The following is a 23888-nucleotide window of genomic DNA, read 5'->3' as shown; positions in this document are numbered from 1 at the left end:
TGTGGTTTTACTAAAGGACACCCTATGAAAACCTCTCTGTTTAAAAGCCTTTACTTTCAGGTCCTGACAGCGATAGCCATTGGTATTCTCCTTGGCCATTTCTATCCTGAAATAGGCGAGCAAATGAAACCGCTTGGCGACGGCTTCGTTAAGCTCATTAAGATGATCATCGCTCCTGTCATCTTTTGTACCGTCGTAACGGGCATTGCGGGCATGGAAAGCATGAAGGCGGTCGGTCGTACCGGCGCAGTCGCACTGCTTTACTTTGAAATTGTCAGTACCATCGCGCTGATTATTGGTCTTATCATCGTTAACGTCGTGCAGCCTGGTGCCGGAATGAACGTCGATCCGGCAACGCTTGATGCGAAAGCGGTAGCGGTTTACGCCGATCAGGCGAAAGACCAGGGCATTGTCGCCTTCATTATGGATGTCATCCCGGCGAGCGTCATTGGCGCATTTGCCAGCGGTAACATTCTGCAGGTGCTGCTGTTTGCCGTACTGTTTGGTTTTGCGCTCCACCGTCTGGGCAGCAAAGGCCAACTGATTTTTAACGTCATCGAAAGTTTCTCGCAGGTCATCTTCGGCATCATCAATATGATCATGCGTCTGGCACCTATTGGTGCGTTCGGGGCAATGGCGTTTACCATCGGTAAATACGGCGTCGGCACACTGGTGCAACTGGGGCAGCTGATTATCTGTTTCTACATTACCTGTATCCTGTTTGTGGTGCTGGTATTGGGTTCAATCGCTAAAGCGACTGGTTTCAGTATCTTCAAATTTATCCGCTACATCCGTGAAGAACTGCTGATTGTACTGGGGACTTCATCTTCCGAGTCGGCGCTGCCGCGTATGCTCGACAAGATGGAGAAACTCGGCTGCCGTAAATCGGTGGTGGGGCTGGTCATCCCGACAGGCTACTCGTTTAACCTTGATGGCACATCGATATACCTGACAATGGCGGCGGTGTTTATCGCCCAGGCCACTAACAGTCAGATGGATATCGTCCACCAAATCACGCTGTTAATCGTGTTGCTGCTTTCTTCTAAAGGGGCGGCAGGGGTAACGGGTAGTGGCTTTATCGTGCTGGCGGCGACGCTCTCTGCGGTGGGCCATTTGCCGGTAGCGGGTCTGGCGCTGATCCTCGGTATCGACCGCTTTATGTCAGAAGCTCGTGCGCTGACTAACCTGGTCGGTAACGGCGTAGCGACCATTGTCGTTGCTAAGTGGGTGAAAGAACTGGACCACAAAAAACTGGACGATGTGCTGAATAATCGTGCGCCGGATGGCAAAACGCACGAATTATCCTCTTAATCTCATCACTTATGCCCGCACTCCCTTCCCCGAGTGCGGGTGTTTGCGCATAATTGACCCCTGTGCCTGAACTTACCACCTGGGTGAGTTCAGGTTTATTTCACTTCTTCCGTGACATTTTCATGTTCTTGCGGTCTAACACGAAGTGTTTTTAACGTCATTTAGACTGACCGACAACGGGCAGTTTTTTTATTACCAGGATAGTTGATCAGGGGTTCACATGCAGGGCACAAAAATTCGACTTTTAGCGGGCGGTTTGCTGATGATGGCCACTGCTGGCTATGTGCAGGCAGATGCGCTCCAGCCTGATCCAGCATGGCAACAGGGGACGCTTTCCAACGGTTTACAGTGGCAAGTGCTGACCACCCCCCAGCGTCCCAGCGATCGTGTTGAAATTCGCCTGCTGGTTAATACCGGTTCGCTCGCCGAAAGTACACAACAGAGCGGTTACAGTCACGCCATCCCTCGTATTGCGCTAACGCAAAGCGGTGGCCTTGACGCAGCACAGGCGCGTTCATTGTGGCAGCAGGGGATCGACCCTAAACGCCCGATGCCGCCGGTAATTGTCTCTTATGACACCACGCTGTTTAATCTGAGTTTGCCCAATAACCGTAACGATTTGCTGAAAGAAGCGCTCTCTTATCTGGCAAATGCCACTGGCAAATTGACCATCACACCAGAAACCATCAACCACGCGCTGCAAAGTCAGGACATGGTGGCAACCTGGCCAGCCGATACTAAAGAGGGCTGGTGGCGCTATCGTCTGAAAGGGTCAACCTTGTTAGGTCACGATCCTGCCGATCCGCTGAAACAACCCGTTGAAGCGGAAAAAATTAAAGATTTCTATCAGAAATGGTACACCCCGGATGCAATGACGCTACTGGTGGTGGGAAACGTGGATGCGCGCTCGGTTGTCGACCAAATAAACAAAACGTTTGGCGAACTGAAAGGCAAACGTGAAACGCCAGCTCCGGTGCCGACGCTTTCTCCGCTGCGTGCGGAAGCGGTGAGTATTATGACTGACGCGGTGCGTCAGGACCGGTTATCTATCATGTGGGATACGCCGTGGCAGCCGATTCGTGAATCAGCCGCACTGCTGCGCTACTGGCGTGCGGACCTGGCCCGCGAGGCGCTGTTCTGGCATGTTCAGCAAGCGTTAAGCGCCAGTAACAGCAAAGACATCGGTCTTGGATTTGACTGCCGTGTGCTGTATCTGCGTGCGCAGTGTGCCATCAACATCGAATCACCAAACGACAAGCTGAACAGCAACCTTAATCTGGTGGCGCGTGAACTGGCGAAGGTTCGCGATAAAGGTCTGCCGGAAGAAGAGTTCAATGCGTTAGTGGCGCAAAAGAAACTGGAGCTGCAGAAACTGTTTGCCGCCTATGCGCGGGCTGATACCGATATTCTGATGGGTCAGCGGATGCGTTCGTTGCAAAATCAGGTCGTCGATATCGCGCCGGAGCAGTATCAGAAACTGCGGCAGGATTTCCTTAACAGCCTGACGGTGGAGATGTTAAATCAGGATCTGCGTCAGCAGTTGTCGAATGATATGGCGTTAATACTGCTGCAGCCGAAAGGCGAGCCGGAATTTAACATGAAAGCGTTGCAGGCGGCCTGGGATCAAATCATGGCCCCATCGACTGCTGCTGCCGCCACCTCTGTCGCCACGGATGACGTACATCCTGAAGTGACGGATATTCCACCTGCACAGTAATGCCTGATGGTGATGAGTTAGCACAACCATCAGGTATTTATGGATGAGCTGGATAGAGGGGTAACACTTTATCCAGCCTTTTGCATATGCTGCGTTTACGCTGGCATCGCCTCACGCGGGATAATCGCGCCGCGATACTGAATAACGGTACTTGCGGTCAGATGCCCGCGTTTCGCCGCGTTTTCCGCACTGCCGCCCGTCAAACGTACCGCCAGATAACCGGCGCTGAAAGAGTCGCCAGCTGCGGTGGTATCGATCACTTTTTCTTTCGGCAGTTTCACCGCCGGAACATCCACTAACCCTTCGCCAGCAATGGACACCAGGCAAGAATCCGCCCCGCGTTTCACCACCACTTCTTTCACGCCCGCGTTATGGGTGTGCGCAATGACGTCTTCCACCGGCTGTTGACCCCACAGCGCGTCTTCATCGTCCAGCGTCAGGAAGGCGATATCCGTGCATTCCAGCATTTGTTGGTACACCTGCTGTGTCTCTTCTTTGCTGGCCCACAGGCGCGGACGATAGTTATTGTCGAAAATCACTTTTCCGCCGTTGGCGCGGCATTCGCGCAGCAGGGAAAGCAGCTTTTCGCGGCTGGTCGGGCTTAAGATCGCCAGGCTAATCCCGCTCAGGTAGAGATAATCGAAATTCGCCAGCTCTTCGCAAATCGCCGCAGACTGCTCACTCTCCAGCCAGAATTTGGCGGCGGCTTCGTTCCGCCAGTAGTAGAACGTACGCTCGCCGGTGCTGTCGGTTTCAATGTAGTAAAGGCCCGGCAGACGGTTTTCCATCCGTTGGGTCAGGGAAGTATCAACGTTCTCGCCGTGCCAGGCGTCCAGCATTTGCTGGCTAAAACTGTCCGTTCCCAGCGCCGTTACGTAATGAACGGTTAATGCCGCAGGATCGACCTGACGGGCGATATAGACGGAAGTGTTCAGGGTATCGCCGCCGAAACCGCGCTTAACGTCCGCGCCTTTCTCGGAAAGCTCAATCATGCATTCGCCAATCACGGCAATCTTTTTGGACATAGTCGTGAACCTGATCTGTAAAAAATTAGCGTTAGTTTGCGCTGTGGTGGTTTGCTGGTCAACCATATTAAAACAGTGTTCCATTATTTTTTTGAGCTAGAACGTATTCCTGAAAGATTCCGTTGTGGAGTGAGGAAATTTACCCCGGCCAGGCGGTAAAGTTCTGCCCTTGCGCGCCGATAATCTTTGTCGAGTCCGGGCAGCATCACTTTTAAACACAGGACATCTTTGATGATAAGGCAGGTTATCCAGCGAATAAGCAACCCTGAAGCAAGCATCGAGAGCTTGCAGGAACGGCGTTTTTGGTTGCAGTGTGAGCGTGCTTACACCTGGCAGCCGATCTATCAAACATGCGGACGGTTAATGGCCGTGGAGCTATTAACGGTGGTCACGCATCCCTTGAACCCTTCGCAACGCCTGCCGCCGGATCGCTATTTTACTGAAATCACCGTCAGCCATCGGATGGAGGTTGTGAAAGAGCAGATTGATTTGCTGGCGCAAAAAGCCGACTTCTTTATAGAGCACGGCCTGCTGGCATCGGTCAATATTGATGGCCCTACGCTCATCGCCCTGCGTCAGCAACCAAAAATCCTGCGCCAGATTGAGCGTCTTCCCTGGCTGCGTTTCGAACTGGTGGAGCATATCCGTCTGCCGAAAGATTCAACCTTTGCCTCGATGTGTGAATTTGGCCCGCTGTGGCTGGATGATTTTGGTACCGGGATGGCAAATTTCTCTGCACTAAGTGAAGTGCGTTATGACTACATCAAAATCGCGCGAGAACTGTTTGTGATGCTGCGTCAGTCGCCGGAAGGACGCACACTCTTTTCTCAGCTTTTACATCTAATGAATCGCTATTGTCGCGGGGTGATTGTCGAGGGCGTAGAAACGCCGGAAGAGTGGCGTGATGTTCAGAACTCGCCCGCATTCGCCGCACAAGGCTGGTTTCTTTCACGCCCGGCACCGATAGAAACGCTGAATACGGCGGTTCTGGCGCTATAAGCTGCCTCATTTTCCGCCTGGCTGGACTATCTTTAGGACTGGCACAGGAAGAATATGAGGAAGCGAACGATGAGCAAGGCAGGCAAAATAACCGCTGCGATTTCAGTGGCTTTCTTGTTGTTGATTGTCGTGGCGATCATTTTGATTGCAACTTTTGACTGGAATCGACTCAAACCGACCATCAACCAGAAAGTCTCTGCGGAGTTGAATCGTCCGTTCGCTATCCGTGGCGATCTGGGCGTGGTGTGGGAGCGGCAAAAACAAGAAACTGGCTGGCGCAGCTGGGTGCCGTGGCCCCATGTACACGCGGAAGACATCATTCTTGGCAATCCACCGGATATTCCCGAAGTCACGATGGTGCATTTGCCACGCGTAGAGGCAACGCTGGCCCCGCTGGCGCTGCTGACCAAAACGGTCTGGCTGCCGTGGATCAAGCTCGAAAAGCCCGACGCGCGCCTGATTCGCCTCTCCGAAAAGAACAATAACTGGACGTTTAATCTCGCCAACGATGATAACAAAGACGCGAATGCAAAGCCGTCGGCATGGTCGTTTCGGCTGGATAATATTCTTTTCGATCAAGGGCGGATCGCCATTGATGACAAAGTAAGCAAAGCGGATCTGGAGATTTTTGTTGATCCGTTAGGCAAGCCGCTGCCGTTCAGCGAAGTTACTGGATCGAAAGGTAAAGCGGATAAAGAAAAGGTGGGCGATTACGTTTTTGGCCTGAAGGCGCAGGGACGTTATAACGGTGAACCGCTCACGGGTACGGGAAAAATAGGCGGTATGCTGGCGCTGCGTGGCGAAGGGACGCCGTTTCCGGTACAGGCTGATTTCCGCTCTGGTAACACCCGTGTTGCTTTTGATGGCGTCGTGAATGACCCAATGAAGATGGGCGGTGTCGATTTACGGCTTAAATTTTCTGGCGATTCACTGGGTGATCTCTATGAACTGACGGGCGTTCTGCTGCCCGATACCCCGCCATTTGAAACGGATGGTCGGCTGGTAGCGAAAATCGACACTGAAAAATCGTCGGTCTTTGATTATCGCGGTTTTAATGGGCGAATTGGCGATAGCGATATCCACGGTTCTCTGGTCTACACCACCGGAAAGCCACGACCAAAACTGGAAGGTGATGTCGAGTCGCGGCAATTGCGGCTGGCGGACCTGGGACCGTTAATTGGCGTTGACTCCGGGAAAGGGGCAGAAAAGTCGAAACGGTCTGAACAGAAGAAGGGCGAAAAAAGCGTTCAGCCTGCGGGCAAAGTGCTGCCTTATGACCGCTTCGAAACCGATAAATGGGACGTTATGGATGCCGATGTTCGCTTCAAAGGGCGGCGCATTGAGCATGGCAGTAGCCTGCCGATTAGCGATCTTTCTACTCATATCATCCTCAAAAATGCTGACCTGCGCCTGCAACCGCTGAAATTTGGCATGGCGGGCGGCAGCATTGCGGCGAATATTCATCTGGAAGGCGATAAAAAGCCGATGCAGGGGCGGGCAGATATTCAGGCTCGTCGACTGAAACTGAAAGAACTGATGCCCGATGTGGAACTGATGCAGAAGACGCTGGGGGAAATGAACGGTGACGCGGAACTACGCGGTAGCGGTAACTCGGTGGCAGCACTTTTAGGCAACAGTAACGGCAACCTGAAACTGTTGATGAATGACGGGCTGGTGAGCCGCAACCTGATGGAGATTGTTGGGCTGAATGTCGGCAACTACATTGTCGGTGCGATATTTGGTGACGATGAGGTGCGGGTGAACTGCGCGGCGGCGAATCTGAATATTGCCAACGGCGTGGCGCGCCCGCAGATTTTTGCTTTCGATACTGAGAACGCGTTGATTAATGTTACCGGCACGGCAAGTTTTGCTTCGGAACAGCTGGATTTGACTATTGATCCGGAGAGTAAAGGGATTCGGATTATCACACTGCGTTCGCCGCTGTATGTGCGTGGGACGTTTAAAAATCCGCAGGCTGGGGTGAAAGCCGGGCCGTTGATTGCCCGTGGTGCTGTTGCTGCGGCACTGGCAACGCTGGTAACACCGGCGGCGGCGTTACTGGCACTGATCTCACCTTCCGAAGGGGAGGCTAATCAGTGTCGGACGATATTGTCGCAGATGAAGAAGTGATGAGGTTGGATTGTGTTTGCTGGTGAGTTCGGGAGCAGCGTGTTCCCCTCACCCTAACCCTCTCCCCAAAGGGGCGAGGGGACTGTTTTGTGCGTGTTGAAACAACGAGTACCGCTTTTCCGTTCACTTTCTGGGGGAGGGCTGTTATGTTCGCGATATAACATCTCGCTCCGCTTTTCTCCCTCTCCCTTTCAGGGAGAGGGCTGGGGTGAGGGTGGCTGCCCACACGATACTTACAACGACTGATGTCGCGTCTCATGGGTCAGCAGCAGGGCGATTAACGTCAAGCCAGCCATCGCCGCCAGATATAACCCCACCGCACCTAACCCGTAGTTAGTCTGCAACCAGGCTGCGATATACGGCGCAACGGAAGCCCCGAGAATCGACGCTACGTTGTAAGAGAACGATGCTCCGGTGTAACGCACTTCTGTTGGGAACAGCTCTGGTAACAGCGCGCCCATCGGCCCGAAAGTCAGCCCCATCAGACTTAACCCCAGCAGCAGGAAGGCAAAAACCAGAATCGGGTTGCCAGAACCGAGCAGCGGGTTAAAGGCGAACAGCGCGAACAGGATGATCAGCGTGGTGATAATTACCATGCTTTTACGGCGACCAAAGGCATCAGCCAGTAATCCGGCGACTGGCACCATCACGCCAAAACCAATAACTGCCATCATCAGCATCCACAACACTTCGTTACGTGGCAGGCCAAGCCCAACTGGCGCGGCGGCGGTACTGAAGGTCATAGAGTAGACCGTCATGATGTAAAACAGCGTATATGTTGCCAGCATGATGAACGTACCCAGTACGGTTACGCGAACATGTTTGGTCAGCAGCGTACCCAGCGGGATCTTCACCTGTTTTTTCGCTTTAGCGACTTTCTCAAACACCGGCGACTCATGCAGCGACACGCGAACATACAGGCCGATAATGACCAGCACCGCCGAGAAGATAAATGGCACACGCCAGCCCCAGCTCATAAACTGCTCATCGGTCAGTAGCCAGGAAAGCAGCAAGAAAGTGCCGTTGGCAAAGAAGAAGCCAATCGGTGCGCCCAGCTGTGGGAAGGAGCCATACAGTGCACGTTTGCGCGGTGGGGCGTTTTCAGTCGCCAGCAGCGCCGCGCCGCCCCATTCACCGCCTAAGCCCAGACCCTGACCAAATCGAGCCAGCGCCAGCAGCAGCGGGGCGAAAATACCAATCGTGGCATAGCCCGGCAGCAGACCAATCACCACGGTCGAAATCCCCATCGTTAGCAACGAGGCGACCAGCGTCGCTTTACGCCCAACGCGATCGCCAAAATGACCAAAAACGGCAGAGCCAATGGGGCGCGCGACGAAGGCGATGGCGAAGGTGGCGAGCGACTGTAGCGTTGCTGCCGTTGGATCGCCCTGCGGGAAGAAGATATGCGGAAACACAATAACGGCCGCAGTGGCGTAAATGTAAAAGTCGAAGAACTCAATGGCCGTGCCAATGAGAGAGGCGACAAGGACTTTATTACGCGAGTTGATTGGCGTGTATTCTTGCTCGTGGTCGAGTGTTGTGGCTGTTGCTTGCATAATCTTTTCTTATTTTTTGGCTAACGAATAGCCATATTACGCACAGCAAAAGTGATATTTCAATGTGTAACAAATCGCGGAAATGGTCAAAAACCAGGCAAAAAGGGGATAATGTTTAGGCCAGTGATTTTTCTTCTATGAAATGCTTCACATAATTTTATAAATAGTGGATAAAACTGGTTTCAGGTTAAATAAAAGTTACCAACTGGATTTATATGCTGGGGTTATGAGTTGGAATGAAATTGTTTGCTCCCAAATAGATGGCTGAAGAGGCTCTGGGGAAGAGTTTCAAGAGGTTATGTGCGCATTATAGCCGGATGCGATGCTGGCGCATCTTATCCGGCCTACGGGGAGCCAGGCCGAATAAAATCGTATGCCGGATAAGGCGTTTACGCCGCATCCGGCCTATTTTAAGGCTGCGTTTTCCCTGGCATTCGCGGGTCGTCTTTATATTCGGCGGTGGCAATCCACGCCGCGCAAAACAGCGTCAAACGGGCGAAGAAGTAGAAAAATGCCATCAGCCCCAGCACGGAACCAAATGCTGCGCCAGAGGGGGATTTCATCAGCGATGGCAAGGTGTAGGTCATCACGATTTTAATCACTTCAAAACCAATAGCAGCCAGAAATGTTCCGCGAATCAGGGCTTTTTTGCGCGGACGGTGGCGCGGCAACCGCCAGAAGATCCAGAAGAAAAGCAGATAGTTGGCGAAGATGGAAATCGCCAGGCCAATCAACCGCCACGTCGGTTTCAGCCACTCAATGCTGTTCAGGTGCAGGGCGCTAATAATCATTTGCTGCGCCGAACCGGCAACCGAGGTGATCGACAGCGTCACAATCAGCGCAATTAACAAACCAATCAGTGAAATAAAATCACGCAGATATTTTACCCAGAACTTCTCCTGATCTTGCGGCGAGCGTTCCCAGACATCGCGCGACTGGGCGCGAATCGCTTCACGCAGGTTACCCATCCAGTTGATGCCGGAATAAAGCGCCACCGCCAGGCCGACAAGCCCTACAGTCGTACGCTGCTGAACGGCGGTGTTGATGGTGTTTTTCAACGTGGCGGCTAGCGTCGGATCGCTGATGTTTTGCAGAATTTTGTCGAAGATATCCTGTAGCAACATGGGATGGGAGGCCAGCACAAAGCCCCCTGCGGCAAACGACACCATCAAAATCGGGATCATCGACAAAAATGAGAAATAGGTGATAGCCGCACCAAACTGGTTACCCAGCCGATCATTAAAGCGTTCTGTCGCACGAATCAGGTGCGCAATAACCGGTTGGCGTTGGACTTTTTCGGCAGTGGTGGTGACGGTTTCCAGCGCCTGGCTAACTTTGCCGCCTTTCTCGCTATTATCCAACTGCTTAATCGGCTCGTGCTCCAGATCCTGGGTGGGACGTTTGATCTCGTTTTCCTGCGTCATCCGCTCTTTTGTCCTTCTGTCGTGGTCATTCTTAAAAAGTATAGTCGGTCAGTCCAGGTGCTCTTTCATTACGCCAGCCAGCCACTGCATAAACAGGTTTACACGCCGGGAAAGCTCCCGACGCTGCGGGTAAACCAGCGAAAGGGAGAGCGGCTCGGCACGGTAGCCTGGCAACACTTCAATAAGCCGCCCGGCACGCAGGGCTTCGCGCACGGCAATGCGCGGGATCTGAATAATCCCCAGACCGGCAAGACCGGCGGCGAGATAGTTTTCGCTACTGTTTACCGTCAACATGCCGCCAGACTTAAACCACTGGACGCCATTAACGCTGGCAACCTCAAAACCTAACGGATGTACACCCAGGTGCGGTGTATAACGCACTATTGCGTGTGAAGTCAGATCATCGGGGCTTTGCGGATAACCAAAGCGCGTCAGATAGTGCGGACTGGCACAGTTGACCATGGTCAGTTTGCCGAGGGGACGGGCGATAACGCCATCTTCCGGTAACGCGCCAGTGCGTATCACGCAATCAAAACCATCATGAAGAATATCTACCGGACGGTCATGGCTACTCAGTTCCAGCTCAATTCCCGGATGCAGATAGAGAAATTCCGACAGGCGCGGCAGTAACAGGCTTTTCGCGATTCCTGGCGGGATGTCGATGCGTAATTTACCGCTGATACTGGTGGCATCCTGTTGAAACAGACCGTCCAGTTCGCTGAGATTACTCAACACATCTTTTGCTCGTTGATAATAGGTCATGCCTTCTGGCGTGAGTTTGACCCGTCGCGTGGTGCGCTGGAGAAGCTGGGTGCCAAGTTGATGTTCCAGTGCCTGTATCTGGCGCGAAACACTTCCTTTTGGCAAAGCAAAGAAATCCGCCGCGCGGGAAAAACTTTCCAGCTCCGCGACTTTGATGAACAACTGCATTGCGTGAATTTTATCCATTTCTTTGACCGATTGTTGTTCACAGCGAAACAGTAACGCGCATATCGCATTGTTTATTGTTTTTTCTAACATCTAATGCCGGGTTTCACAATGTTGTCATGACGAATGTGGCGATTTCTCAGCAGGAAAAGGGCGGAATAGCTTTCTGAGAAAGGTGAATCCCCCTAAACAGAGCGTATTTTTCAGCGATTCCCTTTAAAGTGAATAGAGGACGTGTTGGCTATTTGTGCTTATTTTTGTCTCATTGCCGTTTGTTATTTTTGCTTGTGGTCGCGGAGTTTCATTTTTAATTGCATGCGTACTAACCACCAATATAAGGAAATCCTCAAAATTGTTTTAAATAGTGCCCTCGACATGTAATTTCAGGCGTTTAGCTGTAACTATTTATATCGGTAACTATTTTCTACGCGTCATCTCTGTAGAATGGCCACCGCCAAATGGCGAATTCTTATTTTTTCTCGCGGGTAATACCCTTCCACTACTTAAGTCTTTTTAACGTATTCAGGTGGAGATTCAGTTATGCAAATAGTCATGTTTGACAGGCAGTCAATATTTATTCATGGAATGAAAATCAGTTTACAGCAGCGTATTCCAGGAGTGAGTATTCAGGGGGCCAGTCAGGCAGACGAGTTATGGCAAAAGCTGGAAAGTTACCCTGAAGCCTTAGTTATGCTCGATGGCGATCAGGATGGTGAGTTTTGCTACTGGTTGCTGCAAAAAACCGTGGTGCAGTTTCCTGAGGTTAAGGTGTTAATCACGGCGACGGATTGCAATAAACGGTGGTTACAGGAAGTTATTCATTTTAATGTGCTGGCCATTGTGCCTCGTGATTCAACCGTCGAGACATTTGCGTTGGCGGTAAATAGTGCGGCGATGGGGATGATGTTTCTGCCTGGAGACTGGCGGACGACGCCGGAAAAGGACATTAAAGATCTCAAATCGTTAAGCGCCCGCCAGCGGGAGATTTTAACCATGTTAGCGGCGGGCGAATCAAATAAGGAGATCGGCAGAGCGCTGAATATCAGTACCGGAACGGTAAAAGCGCATCTGGAATCCCTGTATCGCCGTCTGGAAGTGAAAAATCGCACCCAGGCGGCAATGATGTTAAATATCTCCTCCTGAAGAGGATAATTTTACAGCCAGCAGGAAGTTAGCGGCTGGCTGTAAAAATATTATGGTTCGCCGTACAAACCAATTAAACGGCGTACCACACCGTTAGTCCAGCCAAACCCATCCTGCAACGGATACTCGCCACCGCCGCCTTCGCGGGGAACACCATCGGCAATATGGTATTTCTCGATCATTTTGTGCTGTTCCAGATAGAACTGATTCACCGTTTTCAGCCAGCTGCGCGCGATTTCATCACCCAGAAGGTCATCGCCATACATTTTAAATCCCTGAATTGCCATCCATTGTAACGGTGCCCAGCCATTGGGTTTATCCCACTGTTCACCGGTTTCGTACTCGCTTGCCAGAATCCCGCCAGGTGTCAGTAACCGGCTGCGTACGGCGTTTGCCAGACGATCGGCCTGTTCATGGTTCGCCATGCCGACATAGAGCGGCACAATGGCGGCAGCGGAAAACAGCGCCAGTTGTTCGCGTCGCCAGTCGTAATCGCGGTAGATGCCGTTTTCATCATCCCAGAGGTAACGGTTTACCGCATCGCGACGGGCACTGGCCTTCTGGCGGAACAGCGCTTCTGTCTCTTTCTCGCCTTTCAGCGCCGAGATGTTGGCGATGGCGCTCTCCAGTTTAAACAGGAAGGCATTCAGATCGATGGGGATGAACTGGGTGGTACGAATGCTCGCCAGACGACCAGTATCACGCAGCCAACGGGAAGAGTAATCCCAACCTGAGGCCGCTCCCGCGCGTAAATCGCGGTACACCTCGTTGGGCGGGCGACCAGAATGTTTCGCGGTTTCAACGTCCTCAAGCCAGGATTCGTCACGCGGCGTGTCGCGATCGTCCCAATAACGGTTGAGCAGCGATCCGTCCGGCATCCGCACAACATGGCGATAGGCCTGATTAGGGATCAACGATTCTGCACCGTCCATCCAGAAGGCATATTCCATTTTAAGGTGGTCGAGATAGCGGCGCGCACCGCGTACACCATCTTCTTCAAACAACTCCACCATCAGCGCAAAAACCGGTGGTTGCGATCGGCTCAAATAATAGGTGCGGTTGCCGTTGGGGATGTGACCATAGTTTTCGATCATCCAGGCGAAGTTATCGGCCATGCATTTCAGCAAATCTTCCCGACCACTTTCCGCCAGCCCCAGCATGGTGAAATAGGAATCCCAATAGTAGGTTTCGCTAAAACGGCCGCCCGGGACAATATATGACTGCGGTAGCGCCAGCAGAGAAGACCACGGAATGTGATCCTGTGGTTCGCGGGTTAGCACCGGCCACAGCTGGTCGATATGCTCTTTCAGGGAATTTTGCGGGTCCGATACATACTCGCTGGAGTAGACCTCCGGCAGCCAGAAGTGATTTTCAACAAACTTGCGCAAGTCAAAATCACGATGACGGCGCACTTTACGGTAGCGGATTAAAATATCCAGCGGGTCCATTTTGGGTGCGCAGTCGGGAAAGGTTTTACTGTCGGGGAAAATTTTCGCCGACTGAACATGCTCGAACAGTTCGAGATAGCGATCGGCAGGCGTCAGCGCATCAGAGGCGGGCAGCCCTTCAATCATCTCGGGTTCCGGTTCTGCCTCGATCATCTCATCCAGTTTTAATTCATACGGGTCCAGCTCATAGCAGAGATCGACTTCGATCATCAGTTCGTCTGGATTAGGGTTTTGAATTTTCTGATTGAGCATAAGGATCCAACCTCCGAAATTCGTCGCTAATTATCGGGCTTTTCTTTAAGGGTAGTCATTCGCTCCGCCTGGTGGGCGACAAAGCGTGCGGTGGATCACGTTTATTAACCTGTCAAAAAATATAACGCACTAATATCCATGGAATTTATAAAAATACGGATTTCGTGTTGTTTTTCATTTTCAGAACATTCAATCCTGCTCTCGCCGCAATCATGATATGCCATTCCTGATCTGGGTAATAGGCACAGGCTATCTTATTGATAGTTTATATTCATGTAATTGATTGATTCCTATCAAAAAGCGTATCTCACTGTTTTTTATGATGGCTTTGTCTCGCAGAGACGTTTGCAGCATTCTGGAAAATTTTCTGGGTCACAATAACTCACCACCGTGAGGGAAGAATAATGAAAATGGTCTCACGTATTACCGCGATCGGCCTGGCTGGCGTCGCGATTTGCTATTTAGGGTTATCTGGTTATGTGTGGTACCACGATAATAAACGCAGTAAACAGGCCGATGTTCAGGCATCTGCTGTCAGTGAAAATAATAAGGTTTTAGGCTTTCTCCGCGAAAAAGGATGCGACTATTGCCACACGCCTTCGGCAGAATTACCCGCCTATTATTATATTCCTGGCGCGAAACAGTTGATGGATTACGACATTAAGCTTGGATATAAATCTTTTAACCTCGAGGCCGTGCGTGCGGCACTGCTGGCTGATAAACCCGTTTCGCAAAGCGATCTGAATAAGATTGAATGGGTGATGCAGTATGAAACTATGCCACCAACGCGTTATACCGCGCTACACTGGGCGGGTAAGGTGAGTGATGAAGAGCGGGCGGAAATACTGGCCTGGATTGCAAAACAGCGCGCGGAATATTACGCCAGCAATGATACTGCTCCGGAGCATCGCAATGAACCGGTGCAGCCCATCCCGCAAAAATTGCCTACCGATGCGCAAAAAGTGGCGTTGGGCTTTGCGCTGTATCACGATCCCCGTTTATCGGCTGATAGCACCATTTCATGCGCTCATTGCCATGCGTTGAATGCGGGGGGCGTCGATGGCAGAAAAACATCGATTGGTGTTGGTGGCGCAGTTGGGCCGATTAACGCGCCGACGGTATTTAACTCAGTATTTAACGTTGAGCAGTTCTGGGATGGTCGTGCGGCAACATTGCAGGATCAGGCTGGTGGACCGCCGTTGAACCCGATTGAAATGGCGTCGAAATCCTGGGACGAAATTATTGCTAAGCTGGAAAAAGATCCGCAGCTTAAAGCGCAGTTCCTCGGCGTCTATCCGCAAGGTTTCAGTGGCGAAAATATTACTGATGCCATTGCTGAATTTGAGAAAACATTAATTACGCCGGATTCCCCATTTGATAAATGGTTGCGTGGAGATGAAAATGCGCTGACGGCGCAACAGAAAAAAGGCTATCAATTATTTAAAGATAATAAATGTGCAACTTGTCATGGTGGTATTATTCTCGGTGGACGTTCCTTTGAACCGTTGGGGCTGAAAAAAGACTTTAACTTTGGGGAAATTACGGCGGCGGATATTGGTCGTATGAATGTGACTAAAGAAGAGCGTGATAAATTGCGTCAGAAAGTACCCGGTTTACGTAACGTTGCTTTAACGGCACCGTACTTCCATCGCGGTGACGTGCCGACGCTGGACGGGGCGGTGAAACTGATGCTGCGCTATCAGGTAGGCAAAGAGCTGCCGCAGGAGGATGTGGATGATATCGTAGCTTTCCTGCACAGTCTGAACGGGGTGTACACGCCGTATATGCAGGATAAACAATAATTAATTTGATCGCCCGAACAGGAATGTTTGGGCGATTTTTATTACGATAATAAAGTCTGTTTTTAATATTATCATGTTAAATGTTTATATTATAAAAAGTCGTTTTTCTGCTTAGGATTTTGTTATTTAAATTAAGCCTGTAATGCCTTGCTTCCATTGCGGATAAATCCTACTTTTTTATTGCCTTCAAATAAATTTAAGGAGTTCGAAATGGACCAGAAGCTGTTAACGGATTTCCGCTCAGAACTACTCGATTCACGTTTTGGCGCAAAGGCCATTTCTACTATCGCGGAGTCAAAACGATTTCCGCTGCACGAAATGCGCGATGATGTCGCATTCCAGATTATCAATGATGAATTATATCTTGATGGCAACGCTCGTCAGAACCTGGCCACTTTCTGCCAGACCTGGGACGACGAAAACGTCCATAAATTGATGGATTTGTCGATCAATAAAAACTGGATCGACAAAGAAGAATATCCGCAATCCGCAGCCATCGACCTGCGTTGCGTAAATATGGTTGCCGATCTGTGGCATGCGCCTGCGCCGAAAAATGGTCAGGCCGTTGGCACCAACACCATTGGTTCTTCCGAGGCCTGTATGCTTGGCGGGATGGCGATGAAATGGCGTTGGCGCAAGCGTATGGAAGCTGCAGGCAAACCAACGGATAAACCAAACCTGGTGTGCGGTCCGGTACAAATCTGCTGGCATAAATTCGCCCGCTACTGGGATGTGGAGCTGCGTGAGATCCCTATGCGCCCCGGTCAGTTGTTTATGGACCCGAAACGCATGATTGAAGCCTGTGACGAAAACACCATCGGCGTGGTGCCGACTTTCGGCGTGACCTACACCGGTAACTATGAGTTCCCACAACCGCTGCACGATGCGCTGGATAAATTCCAGGCCGACACTGGTATCGACATCGACATGCACATCGACGCTGCCAGCGGTGGCTTCCTGGCACCGTTCGTCGCCCCGGATATCGTCTGGGACTTCCGCCTGCCGCGTGTGAAATCGATCAGTGCTTCAGGCCATAAATTCGGTCTGGCTCCGCTGGGCTGCGGCTGGGTTATCTGGCGTGACGAAGAAGCGCTGCCGCAGGAACTGGTGTTCAACGTTGACTACCTGGGTGGTCAAATTGGTACTTTTGCCATCAACTTCTCCCGCCCGGCGGGTCAGGTAATTGCACAGTACTATGAATTCCTGCGCCTCGGTCGTGAAGGCTATACCAAAGTACAGAACGCCTCTTACCAGGTTGCCGCTTATCTGGCGGATGAAATCGCCAAACTGGGGCCGTATGAGTTCATCTGTACGGGTCGCCCGGACGAAGGCATCCCGGCGGTTTGCTTCAAACTGAAAGATGGTGAAGATCCGGGATACACCCTGTACGACCTCTCTGAACGTCTGCGTCTGCGCGGCTGGCAGGTTCCGGCCTTCACTCTCGGCGGTGAAGCCACCGACATCGTGGTGATGCGCATTATGTGTCGTCGCGGCTTCGAAATGGACTTTGCTGAACTGTTGCTGGAAGACTACAAAGCCTCCCTGAAATATCTCAGCGATCACCCGAAACTGCAGGGTATTGCCCAGCAGAACAGCTTTAAACACACCTGATAACATAACGTTGTAAAGGTGATGCTGCCAACTTACTGATTTAGTGTATGATGGTGTTTTTGAGGTGCTCCAGTGGCTTCTGTTTCTATCAGCTGTCCCTCCTGTTCAGCTACTGACGGGGTGGTGCGTAACGGCAAAAGCACCGCCGGACATCAGCGCTATCTCTGCTCTCACTGCCGTAAAACATGGCAACTGCAGTTCACTTACACCGCTTCTCAACCCGGTACGCACCAGAAAATCATTGATATGGCCATGAATGGCGTTGGATGCCGGGCAACCGCCCGCATTATGGGCGTTGGCCTCAACACGATTTTCCGCCATTTAAAAAACTCAGGCCGCAGTCGGTAACCTCGCGCATACAGCCGGGCAGTGACGTCATCGTCTGCGCGGAAATGGACGAACAGTGGGGATACGTCGGGGCTAAATCGCGCCAGCGCTGGCTGTTTTACGCGTATGACAGGCTCCGGAAGACGGTTGTTGCGCACGTATTCGGTGAACGCACTATGGCGACGCTGGGGCGTCTTATGAGCCTGCTGTCACCCTTTGACGTGGTGATATGGATGACGGATGGCTGGCCGCTGTATGAATCCCGCCTGAAGGGAAAGCTGCACGTAATCAGCAAGCGATATACGCAGCGAATTGAGCGGCATAACCTGAATCTGAGGCAGCACCTGGCACGGCTGGGACGGAAGTCGCTGTCGTTCTCAAAATCGGTGGAGCTGCATGACAAAGTCATCGGGCATTATCTGAACATAAAACACTATCAATAAGTTGGAGTCATTACCCGTTGTAAAAACCGAATGCCCAGCCTTTAAAAAAACAGCTGGGCATTCGGTTGCTTATTAATCGCAATAATATATTGGCTGTCTATTCATCGTGTTGATAAGATATATGTTATATGAATGTTTATTAAATGTAGCGATTGCCTTTAATGTCACGAAAAGGGATTATTTGCTTGCTATTAATTTCACTGCGTTCTTAAACACGTTTTTGTATTATAAATCCAGTCATCCTGCCCGTAGAACATCACACATTATCATCCTGTTCTCCCGCTTCGTTTAAATTTATTTATCAATCAATTTGACTTAAGAGGGCGGCGTGCTACATTAATTAACAGTAATATGTTTATGTAATATTAAGTCAACTATGCAATCATTACATGGGAATTGTCTAATTGCGTACGCAAGACATAAATATATTCTCACCATGGTTAATGGTGAATATCGCTATTTTAATGGCGGTGACCTGGTTTTTGCGGATGCAAGCCAAATTCGAGTAGATAAGTGTGTTGAAAATTTTGTATTAGTATCAAGGGATACGCTTTCATTATTTCTGCCGATGCTCAAGGAGGAGGCATTAAATCTTCATGCACATAAAAAAATTTCTTCATTACTCGTTCATCACTGTAGCAGAGATATTCCTGTTTTTCAGGAAGTTGCGCAACTATCGCAGAATAAGAATCTTCGCTATGCAGAAATGCTACGTAAAAGAGCATTAATCTTTGCGTTGTTATCTGTTTTTCTTGAGGATGAGCACTTTATACCGCTGCTTTTGAACGTTTTGCAACCGAACATGCGAACACGAGTTTGTACGGTTATCAATAATAATATCGCCCATGAGTGGACACTAGCTCGAATCGCCAGCGAGCTGTTGATGAGTCCAAGCCTGTTAAAGAAAAAATTGCGCGAAGAAGAGACATCATATTCACAGTTGCTTACTGAGTGTAGAATGCAACGTGCTTTGCAACTTATTGTTATACATGGCTTTTCAATTAAGCGAGTCGCAGTGTCCTGTGGATATCACAGCGTGTCGTATTTCATTTACGTCTTTCGAAATTATTATGGGATGACGCCCACAGAGTATCAGGAGCGATCGGCGCAGGGATTGCCGAACCGTGACTCGGCGGCAAGTATTGTTGCGCAAGGAAATTTTTACGGCACTGACCGTTCTGCGGAAGGAATAAGATTATAGAATTTTACTCAGACATAAAAAAAACCCGGCATAGGGGACCGGGAAGAGGATAGTCTGCCGTCTCCAGACTAATAAACCGTTATAACACTCCCTGTTGGCACGGGAAACTTTGTGCTCTCAGTAAGTTAAATATAACTTTTACTGGAAATAAGATCAGCCATTTTTTTATAAACATAAGCTATACGCTGTGCGAAAATATATTCGTGCTGCATTTACTTATTATCAATTAACTGTTATGCAAAACTACTTTGTGGATAAATTTTGGTCCTACCAAATCTGGCAGTTTTTGCGCTAAGAAACAGTCTGGCAACATTTCATTAGTATACTGAAATTGAAATAATCGCAGTATGAAATATAAGGGATAATCATGACTCATGTCTGCTCGGTGATCCTCATTCGTCGTTCATTCGATATTTATCATGAACAGCATAAAATATCGCTGCATAACGAGAGTATCGTGCTGCTGGAGAAAAATTTGGCAGACGATTTTGCGTTTTGTTCACCGGATACGCGACGACTGGATATCGATGAGCTGACAGTTTGCCATTACTTACAAAATATTCGTCAGCTACCACGCAATTTAGGGTTACATAGCAAAGACCGTCTATTAATTAACCAGTCACCCCCCATGCCGCTGGTGACGGCGATTTTTGATAGCTTCAATGAATCCGGGGTAAATTCACCGATACTGAGCAATATGCTCTACCTTTCCTGTTTATCGATGTTTTCTCATAAGAAAGAACTGATCCCCTTACTTTTCAATAGCATCAGCACTGTTTCAGGAAAAGTTGAACGCCTTATTAGCTTTGATATCGCCAAACGTTGGTATCTGCGTGATATCGCGGAAAGAATGTATACCAGCGAGAGTCTCATCAAAAAAAAGTTGCAGGATGAAAATACCTGTTTCAGTAAAATATTACTCGCTTCCAGGATGTCGATGGCCAGACGATTACTCGAGTTACGTCAAATTCCTCTGCATACTATTGCAGAAAAATGTGGCTATAGCAGTACGTCGTACTTTATAAACACATTTCGACAATATTATGGTGTAACGCCACATCAGTTTGCGCAACATTCGCCAGGTACCTTTTCCTGACATATTTTGCATTTGAATATTGGTCAGGATCTCACACCTGCTTCATGTGAAACTCTTCCCTGATGATTTCTGCCGGGCTACCGGCTAGTTCTCTTTCGCAGTTTGCCAGGCGGTATAGGTATTTTCAGGAGGAAAAGACTCGGCATGTTTGGGATTATTAAGCTGACAATTCATACGATTACGGGAATGTGGGTCAGTATTGTGCTGTTCAAATTGATGACGAATGGCTGGAGTGGTTTCTACTTTCAGTGCTGTGTACTAAGCCTGGTATTCCTGACGGTTAGCTGGTTGTTGAGTGGTGAATGGTTAGCAGGAAAGAGTAAGGCTGAACCTTCACGTTCAACCTTACTCTCATTTACACGTTACGCTTTTTTAAAGCGGGCAAAGAGATGTTCCACTACAACGAAAAAGACCGGAACGAAGTAAATTGCCAGCACTGTTGCGGCAAACATCCCGCCCATCACGCCGGTACCTACCGCGTTTTGCGCGCCAGAACCGGCACCATGACTGATAACCAGCGGCAGCACGCCGAGAATAAAGGCCAGAGAGGTCATCAGGATTGGGCGTAAACGCATCCGCGCCGCTTCGATGATTGCCTCTATCGGCGTTTTCCCTTCTTTCTGCATCATCTCAACGGCAAATTCGACAATCAGGATGGCGTTCTTGGCGGAAAGCCCGATGGTGGTCAGCAAACCAACCTGGAAGTAGACGTCATTACTTAAGCCGCGCAGATCGGTGGCCAGTAATGCGCCAACGACGCCTAACGGAACAACCAACATCACCGAGAACGGAATTGACCAGCTCTCATAGAGTGCGGCGAGGGCGAGGAACACCACGACCAGTGAAATGGCATACAGTGCAGGAGCCTGGTTTGAGGATAACGCTTCCTGATACGACAGTCCGGTCCATGAGTAGCCGACGCCTGCCGGAAGTTTAGCGACCAGGTCTGCCATAAATTTCATAGCGTCACCGGTACTTTTCCCGGCCGCCGCTTCACCTAAAATCTCCATTGACGGGATGCCGTTGTAGCGTTCCAATCGCGGTGAACCATAGGTCCATTCGGTAGACGAGTAGGCAGAAAGCGGTGCCATCGTGCCAGAGGCGTTGCGTACATACCATTGGTTGATGTTATCCGGCAACATACGGAACGGCGTGCCTGCCTGGACATACACTTTTTTCACCCGCCCCTGGTTGAGGAAGTCGTTCACGTAGCTGCTGCCGAAGGCGGTGGAAATTGTCTGGTTGATATCAGACAGCGCCACACCCATTGCCTCAGCTTTCGCGGCGTTGACGTTCACTTTGAACATCGGCGTATCTTCCAGGCCGTTCGGGCGTACCCCGGTGACCTGGTCAGGCGATTGCGCTGCCAGTGATAACAGCTCGTTTCGTGCCTGGGTTAGTTTTTCGTGCCCCAGGTTACCGTTGTCCAGCAGTTCCATATCAAAACCTGACGCGGTACCCAGTTCAGCCACCGCGGGTAAGTTGAACGGGAAGACGACGGCTTTATTGATACTGCTTAACGCAATCATTGCCCGCTGAATGATCGCGGTAACCGAGTTTTCCTCACCGACACGTTCAGACCACGGCTTGAGACTGATAAACGCCAGGCCGTTGTTTTGCCCCTGGCCGCTGAAGCCAAAGCCGCCAACGGTAAACACCGACTGAACATTATCTTTCTCTTTTGTAAGATAATAATCCGTCACCTGTTGCAGCACTTTCGTGGTGTTAACCATGGTGGCACCGGAAGGTAACTGCGCGGTGGTCATAAATACCCCCTGATCCTCTTCTGGTAAGAAAGAGGTCGGTGTACGCAGGAACAGCACCGCCATCCCGGCGCAAATCAGCAGGTAGACCACCATGTAGCGACCGGTACAACGCAACAGCGAGCGGGTGCTATCGGTATAGTGCTGAGTTGATTTTTCAAACAGCGTGTTGAAGCGTGCGAACAGGGCGTTAGGTTTGTGACCGCCTTCCGGCGCGGCTTTCAGAATGGTGGCGCACAGGGCAGGGGTCAGGCTCATTGCCACAAATACTGAAAGCAGCATGGAGGAGATCAGCGTGATGGAGAACTGGCGGTAGATCTCCCCGGTTGCGCCGCTCATAAAGGCCATCGGCATAAACACTGCGGAAAGAACAACAGCAATACCGACCAGCGCACGTTGGATCTGCCCCATCGATTTATGCGTCGCTTCCTTCGGTGGTAGCTTATCTTCCGCAATGACACGCTCGACGTTCTCCACCACCACGATGGCGTCATCCACCAGTAGCCCTATCGCCAGCACCATCCCGAACATAGTTAACGTGTTGATGGTGAAACCGACCGCCGACAAGATCGCAAACGTCCCGAGAATAACCACCGGTACGGCAATCGTCGGGATGATTGTGGCACGGAAATTCTGCAAAAACAGATACATGACCAGGAAGACGAGGATGATAGCCTCAACCAGTGTTTTAAAAACTTCCTGAATAGAAATTTCGATAAACGGCGTGGTGTCGTAAGGATAAACCGTCTTCAGACTTGCGGGGAAATAGGCTGATAAGCGGTTCAGCTCCTCTTTGACTGCCCGCGAGGTATCCAGGGCGTTTGCTCCGGTAGCCAGTTTGATGGCGATCCCGGCAGCAGGTTTGCCGTTATAGCGCGCCACGGTGGAATAATCTTCCGCTCCAAGTTCGACGCGGGCGACATCACGCAGCAGCACTTGCGAACCATCTTGCTGAACTTTCAACAGGATTTTGCCAAATTCTTCCGGCGTTTGCAGACGCGTCTGCACAATGATCGAGGCGTTTAGTTGCTGGTCTGCCGCCTGTGGCATGCCACCCAGTTGACCACCGGAAATCTGGTTGTTTTGCACCTTAATCTGGGAAATAACATCGGAAGGTACCAGATTGTATTTATTGAGTTTTTGCGGGTCCAGCCAGATACGCATGGCGTACTCGGAACCAAAGAGCTGTACGCTACCAACGCCCGCGGTACGGCTTAGCGGGTCTTTGATATTAGACGCTACATAGTCCGCGATATCGTACTGGTTGAGGCTGCCGTTATCAGAAATAAACGCCGCTACCATCAGAATATTACTGCTCGACTTATCAACGCTAATCCCCTGCTGCTGCACCGCTTCAGGTAATGAAGGCATAGCGAGTTGCAGTTTATTTTGCACCTGAACCTGTGCGATATCAGGAGATGTCCCAGTCTCGAAGGTCAGAGTGATAGAGGCATTACCCGCCGCATCACTGGTTGAAGACATGTACATCAGGCCATCAAGCCCATTCATATTTTGCTCAATCACCTGAGTGACCGAGTCTTCTACCGTTTGCGCATCGGCACCTGGATAGGTAGCGCTGACGGTAATGGTCGGTGGCGCAATCTGCGGATACTGCGCAACCGGTAAGTTCATGATCGCCAGACCACCTGCAAGCATCATAATAATGGCAAGTACCCAGGCAAAAACCGGGCGATCAATAAAATAGTTAGCCAT

At 50.5% G+C, this 23888-nt stretch carries 16 protein-coding genes; 10 read left to right on the top strand and 6 right to left on the bottom strand.

The features are described 5' to 3' along the window. Positions 1–24 precede the first annotated feature (24 nt). Both dctA and HUZ68_RS21985 read left to right on the top strand, forming a co-directional pair. Positions 25–1311 (top strand): C4-dicarboxylate transporter DctC, encoded by a 1287-nt coding sequence (gene dctA / locus HUZ68_RS21990; protein ID WP_000858214.1) that lies wholly within the window; start codon positions 25–27, stop codon positions 1309–1311. Positions 1312–1531: 220 nt separating this feature from the next. Continuing rightward, the gene (locus HUZ68_RS21985; protein WP_001163135.1) at positions 1532–3028 is read left to right on the top strand and encodes a M16 family metallopeptidase; all 1497 of its coding nucleotides are present in this window, start codon (positions 1532–1534) and stop codon (positions 3026–3028) included. Positions 3029–3123: 95 nt separating this feature from the next. Here HUZ68_RS21985 and kdgK read toward each other — a convergent pair whose 3' ends face one another. Next, positions 3124–4053: a 2-dehydro-3-deoxygluconokinase gene (kdgK, locus tag HUZ68_RS21980; RefSeq protein WP_032308534.1), complete on the bottom strand. Its 930-nt coding sequence runs from the start codon at positions 4051–4053 to the stop codon at positions 3124–3126. A 231-nt stretch (positions 4054–4284) separates the two neighbouring features. Between kdgK and pdeH the strand changes: the two genes are divergently transcribed. Beyond that, positions 4285–5052: a cyclic-guanylate-specific phosphodiesterase gene (pdeH, locus tag HUZ68_RS21975; protein ID WP_001295219.1), complete on the top strand. Its 768-nt coding sequence runs from the start codon at positions 4285–4287 to the stop codon at positions 5050–5052. Positions 5053–5121: 69 nt separating this feature from the next. Further along, complete coding sequence (locus HUZ68_RS21970; RefSeq protein WP_001315896.1) at positions 5122–7182, top strand: AsmA family protein; 2061 nt, start codon at positions 5122–5124, stop codon at positions 7180–7182. A gap of 233 nt (positions 7183–7415) precedes the next feature. Here the strand turns inward: HUZ68_RS21970 and HUZ68_RS21965 are convergent, their stop codons facing one another. The 3 genes from HUZ68_RS21965 to HUZ68_RS21955 form a co-directional block, all read right to left on the bottom strand. Next, positions 7416–8738: an MFS transporter gene (locus HUZ68_RS21965; protein WP_001149003.1), complete on the bottom strand. Its 1323-nt coding sequence runs from the start codon at positions 8736–8738 to the stop codon at positions 7416–7418. A gap of 410 nt (positions 8739–9148) precedes the next feature. Next, positions 9149–10162, bottom strand: a complete 1014-nt coding sequence (gene yhjD / locus HUZ68_RS21960) for an inner membrane protein YhjD (protein WP_000191257.1) — start codon at positions 10160–10162, stop codon at positions 9149–9151. 48 nt (positions 10163–10210) lie between these two features. Beyond that, positions 10211–11110: a LysR family transcriptional regulator gene (locus tag HUZ68_RS21955; protein ID WP_001307449.1), complete on the bottom strand. Its 900-nt coding sequence runs from the start codon at positions 11108–11110 to the stop codon at positions 10211–10213. 519 nt (positions 11111–11629) lie between these two features. On the opposite strand from HUZ68_RS21955, the gene HUZ68_RS21950 reads away from it, so the two are divergent. Beyond that, entirely contained in the window at positions 11630–12232 is a 603-nt protein-coding gene (locus HUZ68_RS21950; protein WP_001167676.1) for a helix-turn-helix transcriptional regulator, read from the top strand. A gap of 50 nt (positions 12233–12282) precedes the next feature. Here the strand turns inward: HUZ68_RS21950 and HUZ68_RS21945 are convergent, their stop codons facing one another. After that, entirely contained in the window at positions 12283–13932 is a 1650-nt protein-coding gene (locus HUZ68_RS21945) for an alpha,alpha-trehalase (RefSeq protein ID WP_000934218.1), read from the bottom strand. Between the two features lie 404 nt (positions 13933–14336). Here HUZ68_RS21945 and ccp point away from each other — a divergent pair, with 404 nt between their 5' ends. The 5 genes from ccp (at position 14337) to gadW (ending at position 20412) form a co-directional block, all read left to right on the top strand. Continuing rightward, positions 14337–15734 carry a cytochrome c peroxidase gene (ccp, locus tag HUZ68_RS21940; RefSeq protein WP_000784825.1) on the top strand — a complete coding sequence of 466 codons (1398 nt, stop codon included), beginning with the start codon at positions 14337–14339 and terminating at the stop codon, positions 15732–15734. 210 nt (positions 15735–15944) lie between these two features. Further along, positions 15945–17345 carry a glutamate decarboxylase gene (gene gad / locus HUZ68_RS21935; protein ID WP_000372240.1) on the top strand — a complete coding sequence of 467 codons (1401 nt, stop codon included), beginning with the start codon at positions 15945–15947 and terminating at the stop codon, positions 17343–17345. A gap of 72 nt (positions 17346–17417) precedes the next feature. Then, positions 17418–18115 (top strand): IS1-like element IS1B family transposase gene (locus tag HUZ68_RS21930; RefSeq protein WP_095033700.1). Its coding sequence is split into 2 segments (ribosomal slippage): positions 17418–17667 and positions 17667–18115, totalling 699 coding nucleotides; the frame shifts between segments, so codons are not numbered across the junction. A gap of 376 nt (positions 18116–18491) precedes the next feature. Further along, positions 18492–19316 (top strand): acid resistance transcriptional activator GadX, encoded by an 825-nt coding sequence (gadX, locus tag HUZ68_RS21925; protein ID WP_001191068.1) that lies wholly within the window; start codon positions 18492–18494, stop codon positions 19314–19316. Between the two features lie 367 nt (positions 19317–19683). Next, complete coding sequence (gadW, locus tag HUZ68_RS21920) at positions 19684–20412, top strand: acid resistance transcriptional activator GadW (protein ID WP_000149991.1); 729 nt, start codon at positions 19684–19686, stop codon at positions 20410–20412. Between the two features lie 362 nt (positions 20413–20774). Here gadW and mdtF read toward each other — a convergent pair whose 3' ends face one another. Beyond that, complete coding sequence (mdtF, locus tag HUZ68_RS21915; RefSeq protein WP_000024892.1) at positions 20775–23888, bottom strand: multidrug efflux pump RND permease MdtF; 3114 nt, start codon at positions 23886–23888, stop codon at positions 20775–20777.

Origin of the sequence: Shigella dysenteriae (assembly GCF_022354085.1) — a bacterium.
In the GTDB taxonomy this organism is placed as follows: Bacteria; Pseudomonadota; Gammaproteobacteria; order Enterobacterales; family Enterobacteriaceae; genus Escherichia; species Escherichia coli.
This window is presented reverse-complemented; position numbering and strand designations above follow the sequence as displayed.

Coding starts and splice junctions, on each gene's coding strand:
- gadW (WP_000149991.1), top strand. CDS start 19,684: ATGACTCATGTCTGCTCGGTGATCCTCATTCGTCGTTCATTCGATATT.
- HUZ68_RS21965 (WP_001149003.1), bottom strand. CDS start 8,738: ATGCAAGCAACAGCCACAACACTCGACCACGAGCAAGAATACACGCCA.
- ccp (WP_000784825.1), top strand. CDS start 14,337: ATGAAAATGGTCTCACGTATTACCGCGATCGGCCTGGCTGGCGTCGCG.
- yhjD (WP_000191257.1), bottom strand. CDS start 10,162: ATGACGCAGGAAAACGAGATCAAACGTCCCACCCAGGATCTGGAGCAC.
- mdtF (WP_000024892.1), bottom strand. CDS start 23,888: ATGGCTAACTATTTTATTGATCGCCCGGTTTTTGCCTGGGTACTTGCC.
- HUZ68_RS21945 (WP_000934218.1), bottom strand. CDS start 13,932: ATGCTCAATCAGAAAATTCAAAACCCTAATCCAGACGAACTGATGATC.
- HUZ68_RS21970 (WP_001315896.1), top strand. CDS start 5,122: ATGAGCAAGGCAGGCAAAATAACCGCTGCGATTTCAGTGGCTTTCTTG.
- gad (WP_000372240.1), top strand. CDS start 15,945: ATGGACCAGAAGCTGTTAACGGATTTCCGCTCAGAACTACTCGATTCA.
- dctA (WP_000858214.1), top strand. CDS start 25: ATGAAAACCTCTCTGTTTAAAAGCCTTTACTTTCAGGTCCTGACAGCG.
- HUZ68_RS21950 (WP_001167676.1), top strand. CDS start 11,630: ATGCAAATAGTCATGTTTGACAGGCAGTCAATATTTATTCATGGAATG.
- pdeH (WP_001295219.1), top strand. CDS start 4,285: ATGATAAGGCAGGTTATCCAGCGAATAAGCAACCCTGAAGCAAGCATC.
- HUZ68_RS21985 (WP_001163135.1), top strand. CDS start 1,532: ATGCAGGGCACAAAAATTCGACTTTTAGCGGGCGGTTTGCTGATGATG.
- kdgK (WP_032308534.1), bottom strand. CDS start 4,053: ATGTCCAAAAAGATTGCCGTGATTGGCGAATGCATGATTGAGCTTTCC.
- HUZ68_RS21955 (WP_001307449.1), bottom strand. CDS start 11,110: ATGGATAAAATTCACGCAATGCAGTTGTTCATCAAAGTCGCGGAGCTG.
- gadX (WP_001191068.1), top strand. CDS start 18,492: ATGCAATCATTACATGGGAATTGTCTAATTGCGTACGCAAGACATAAA.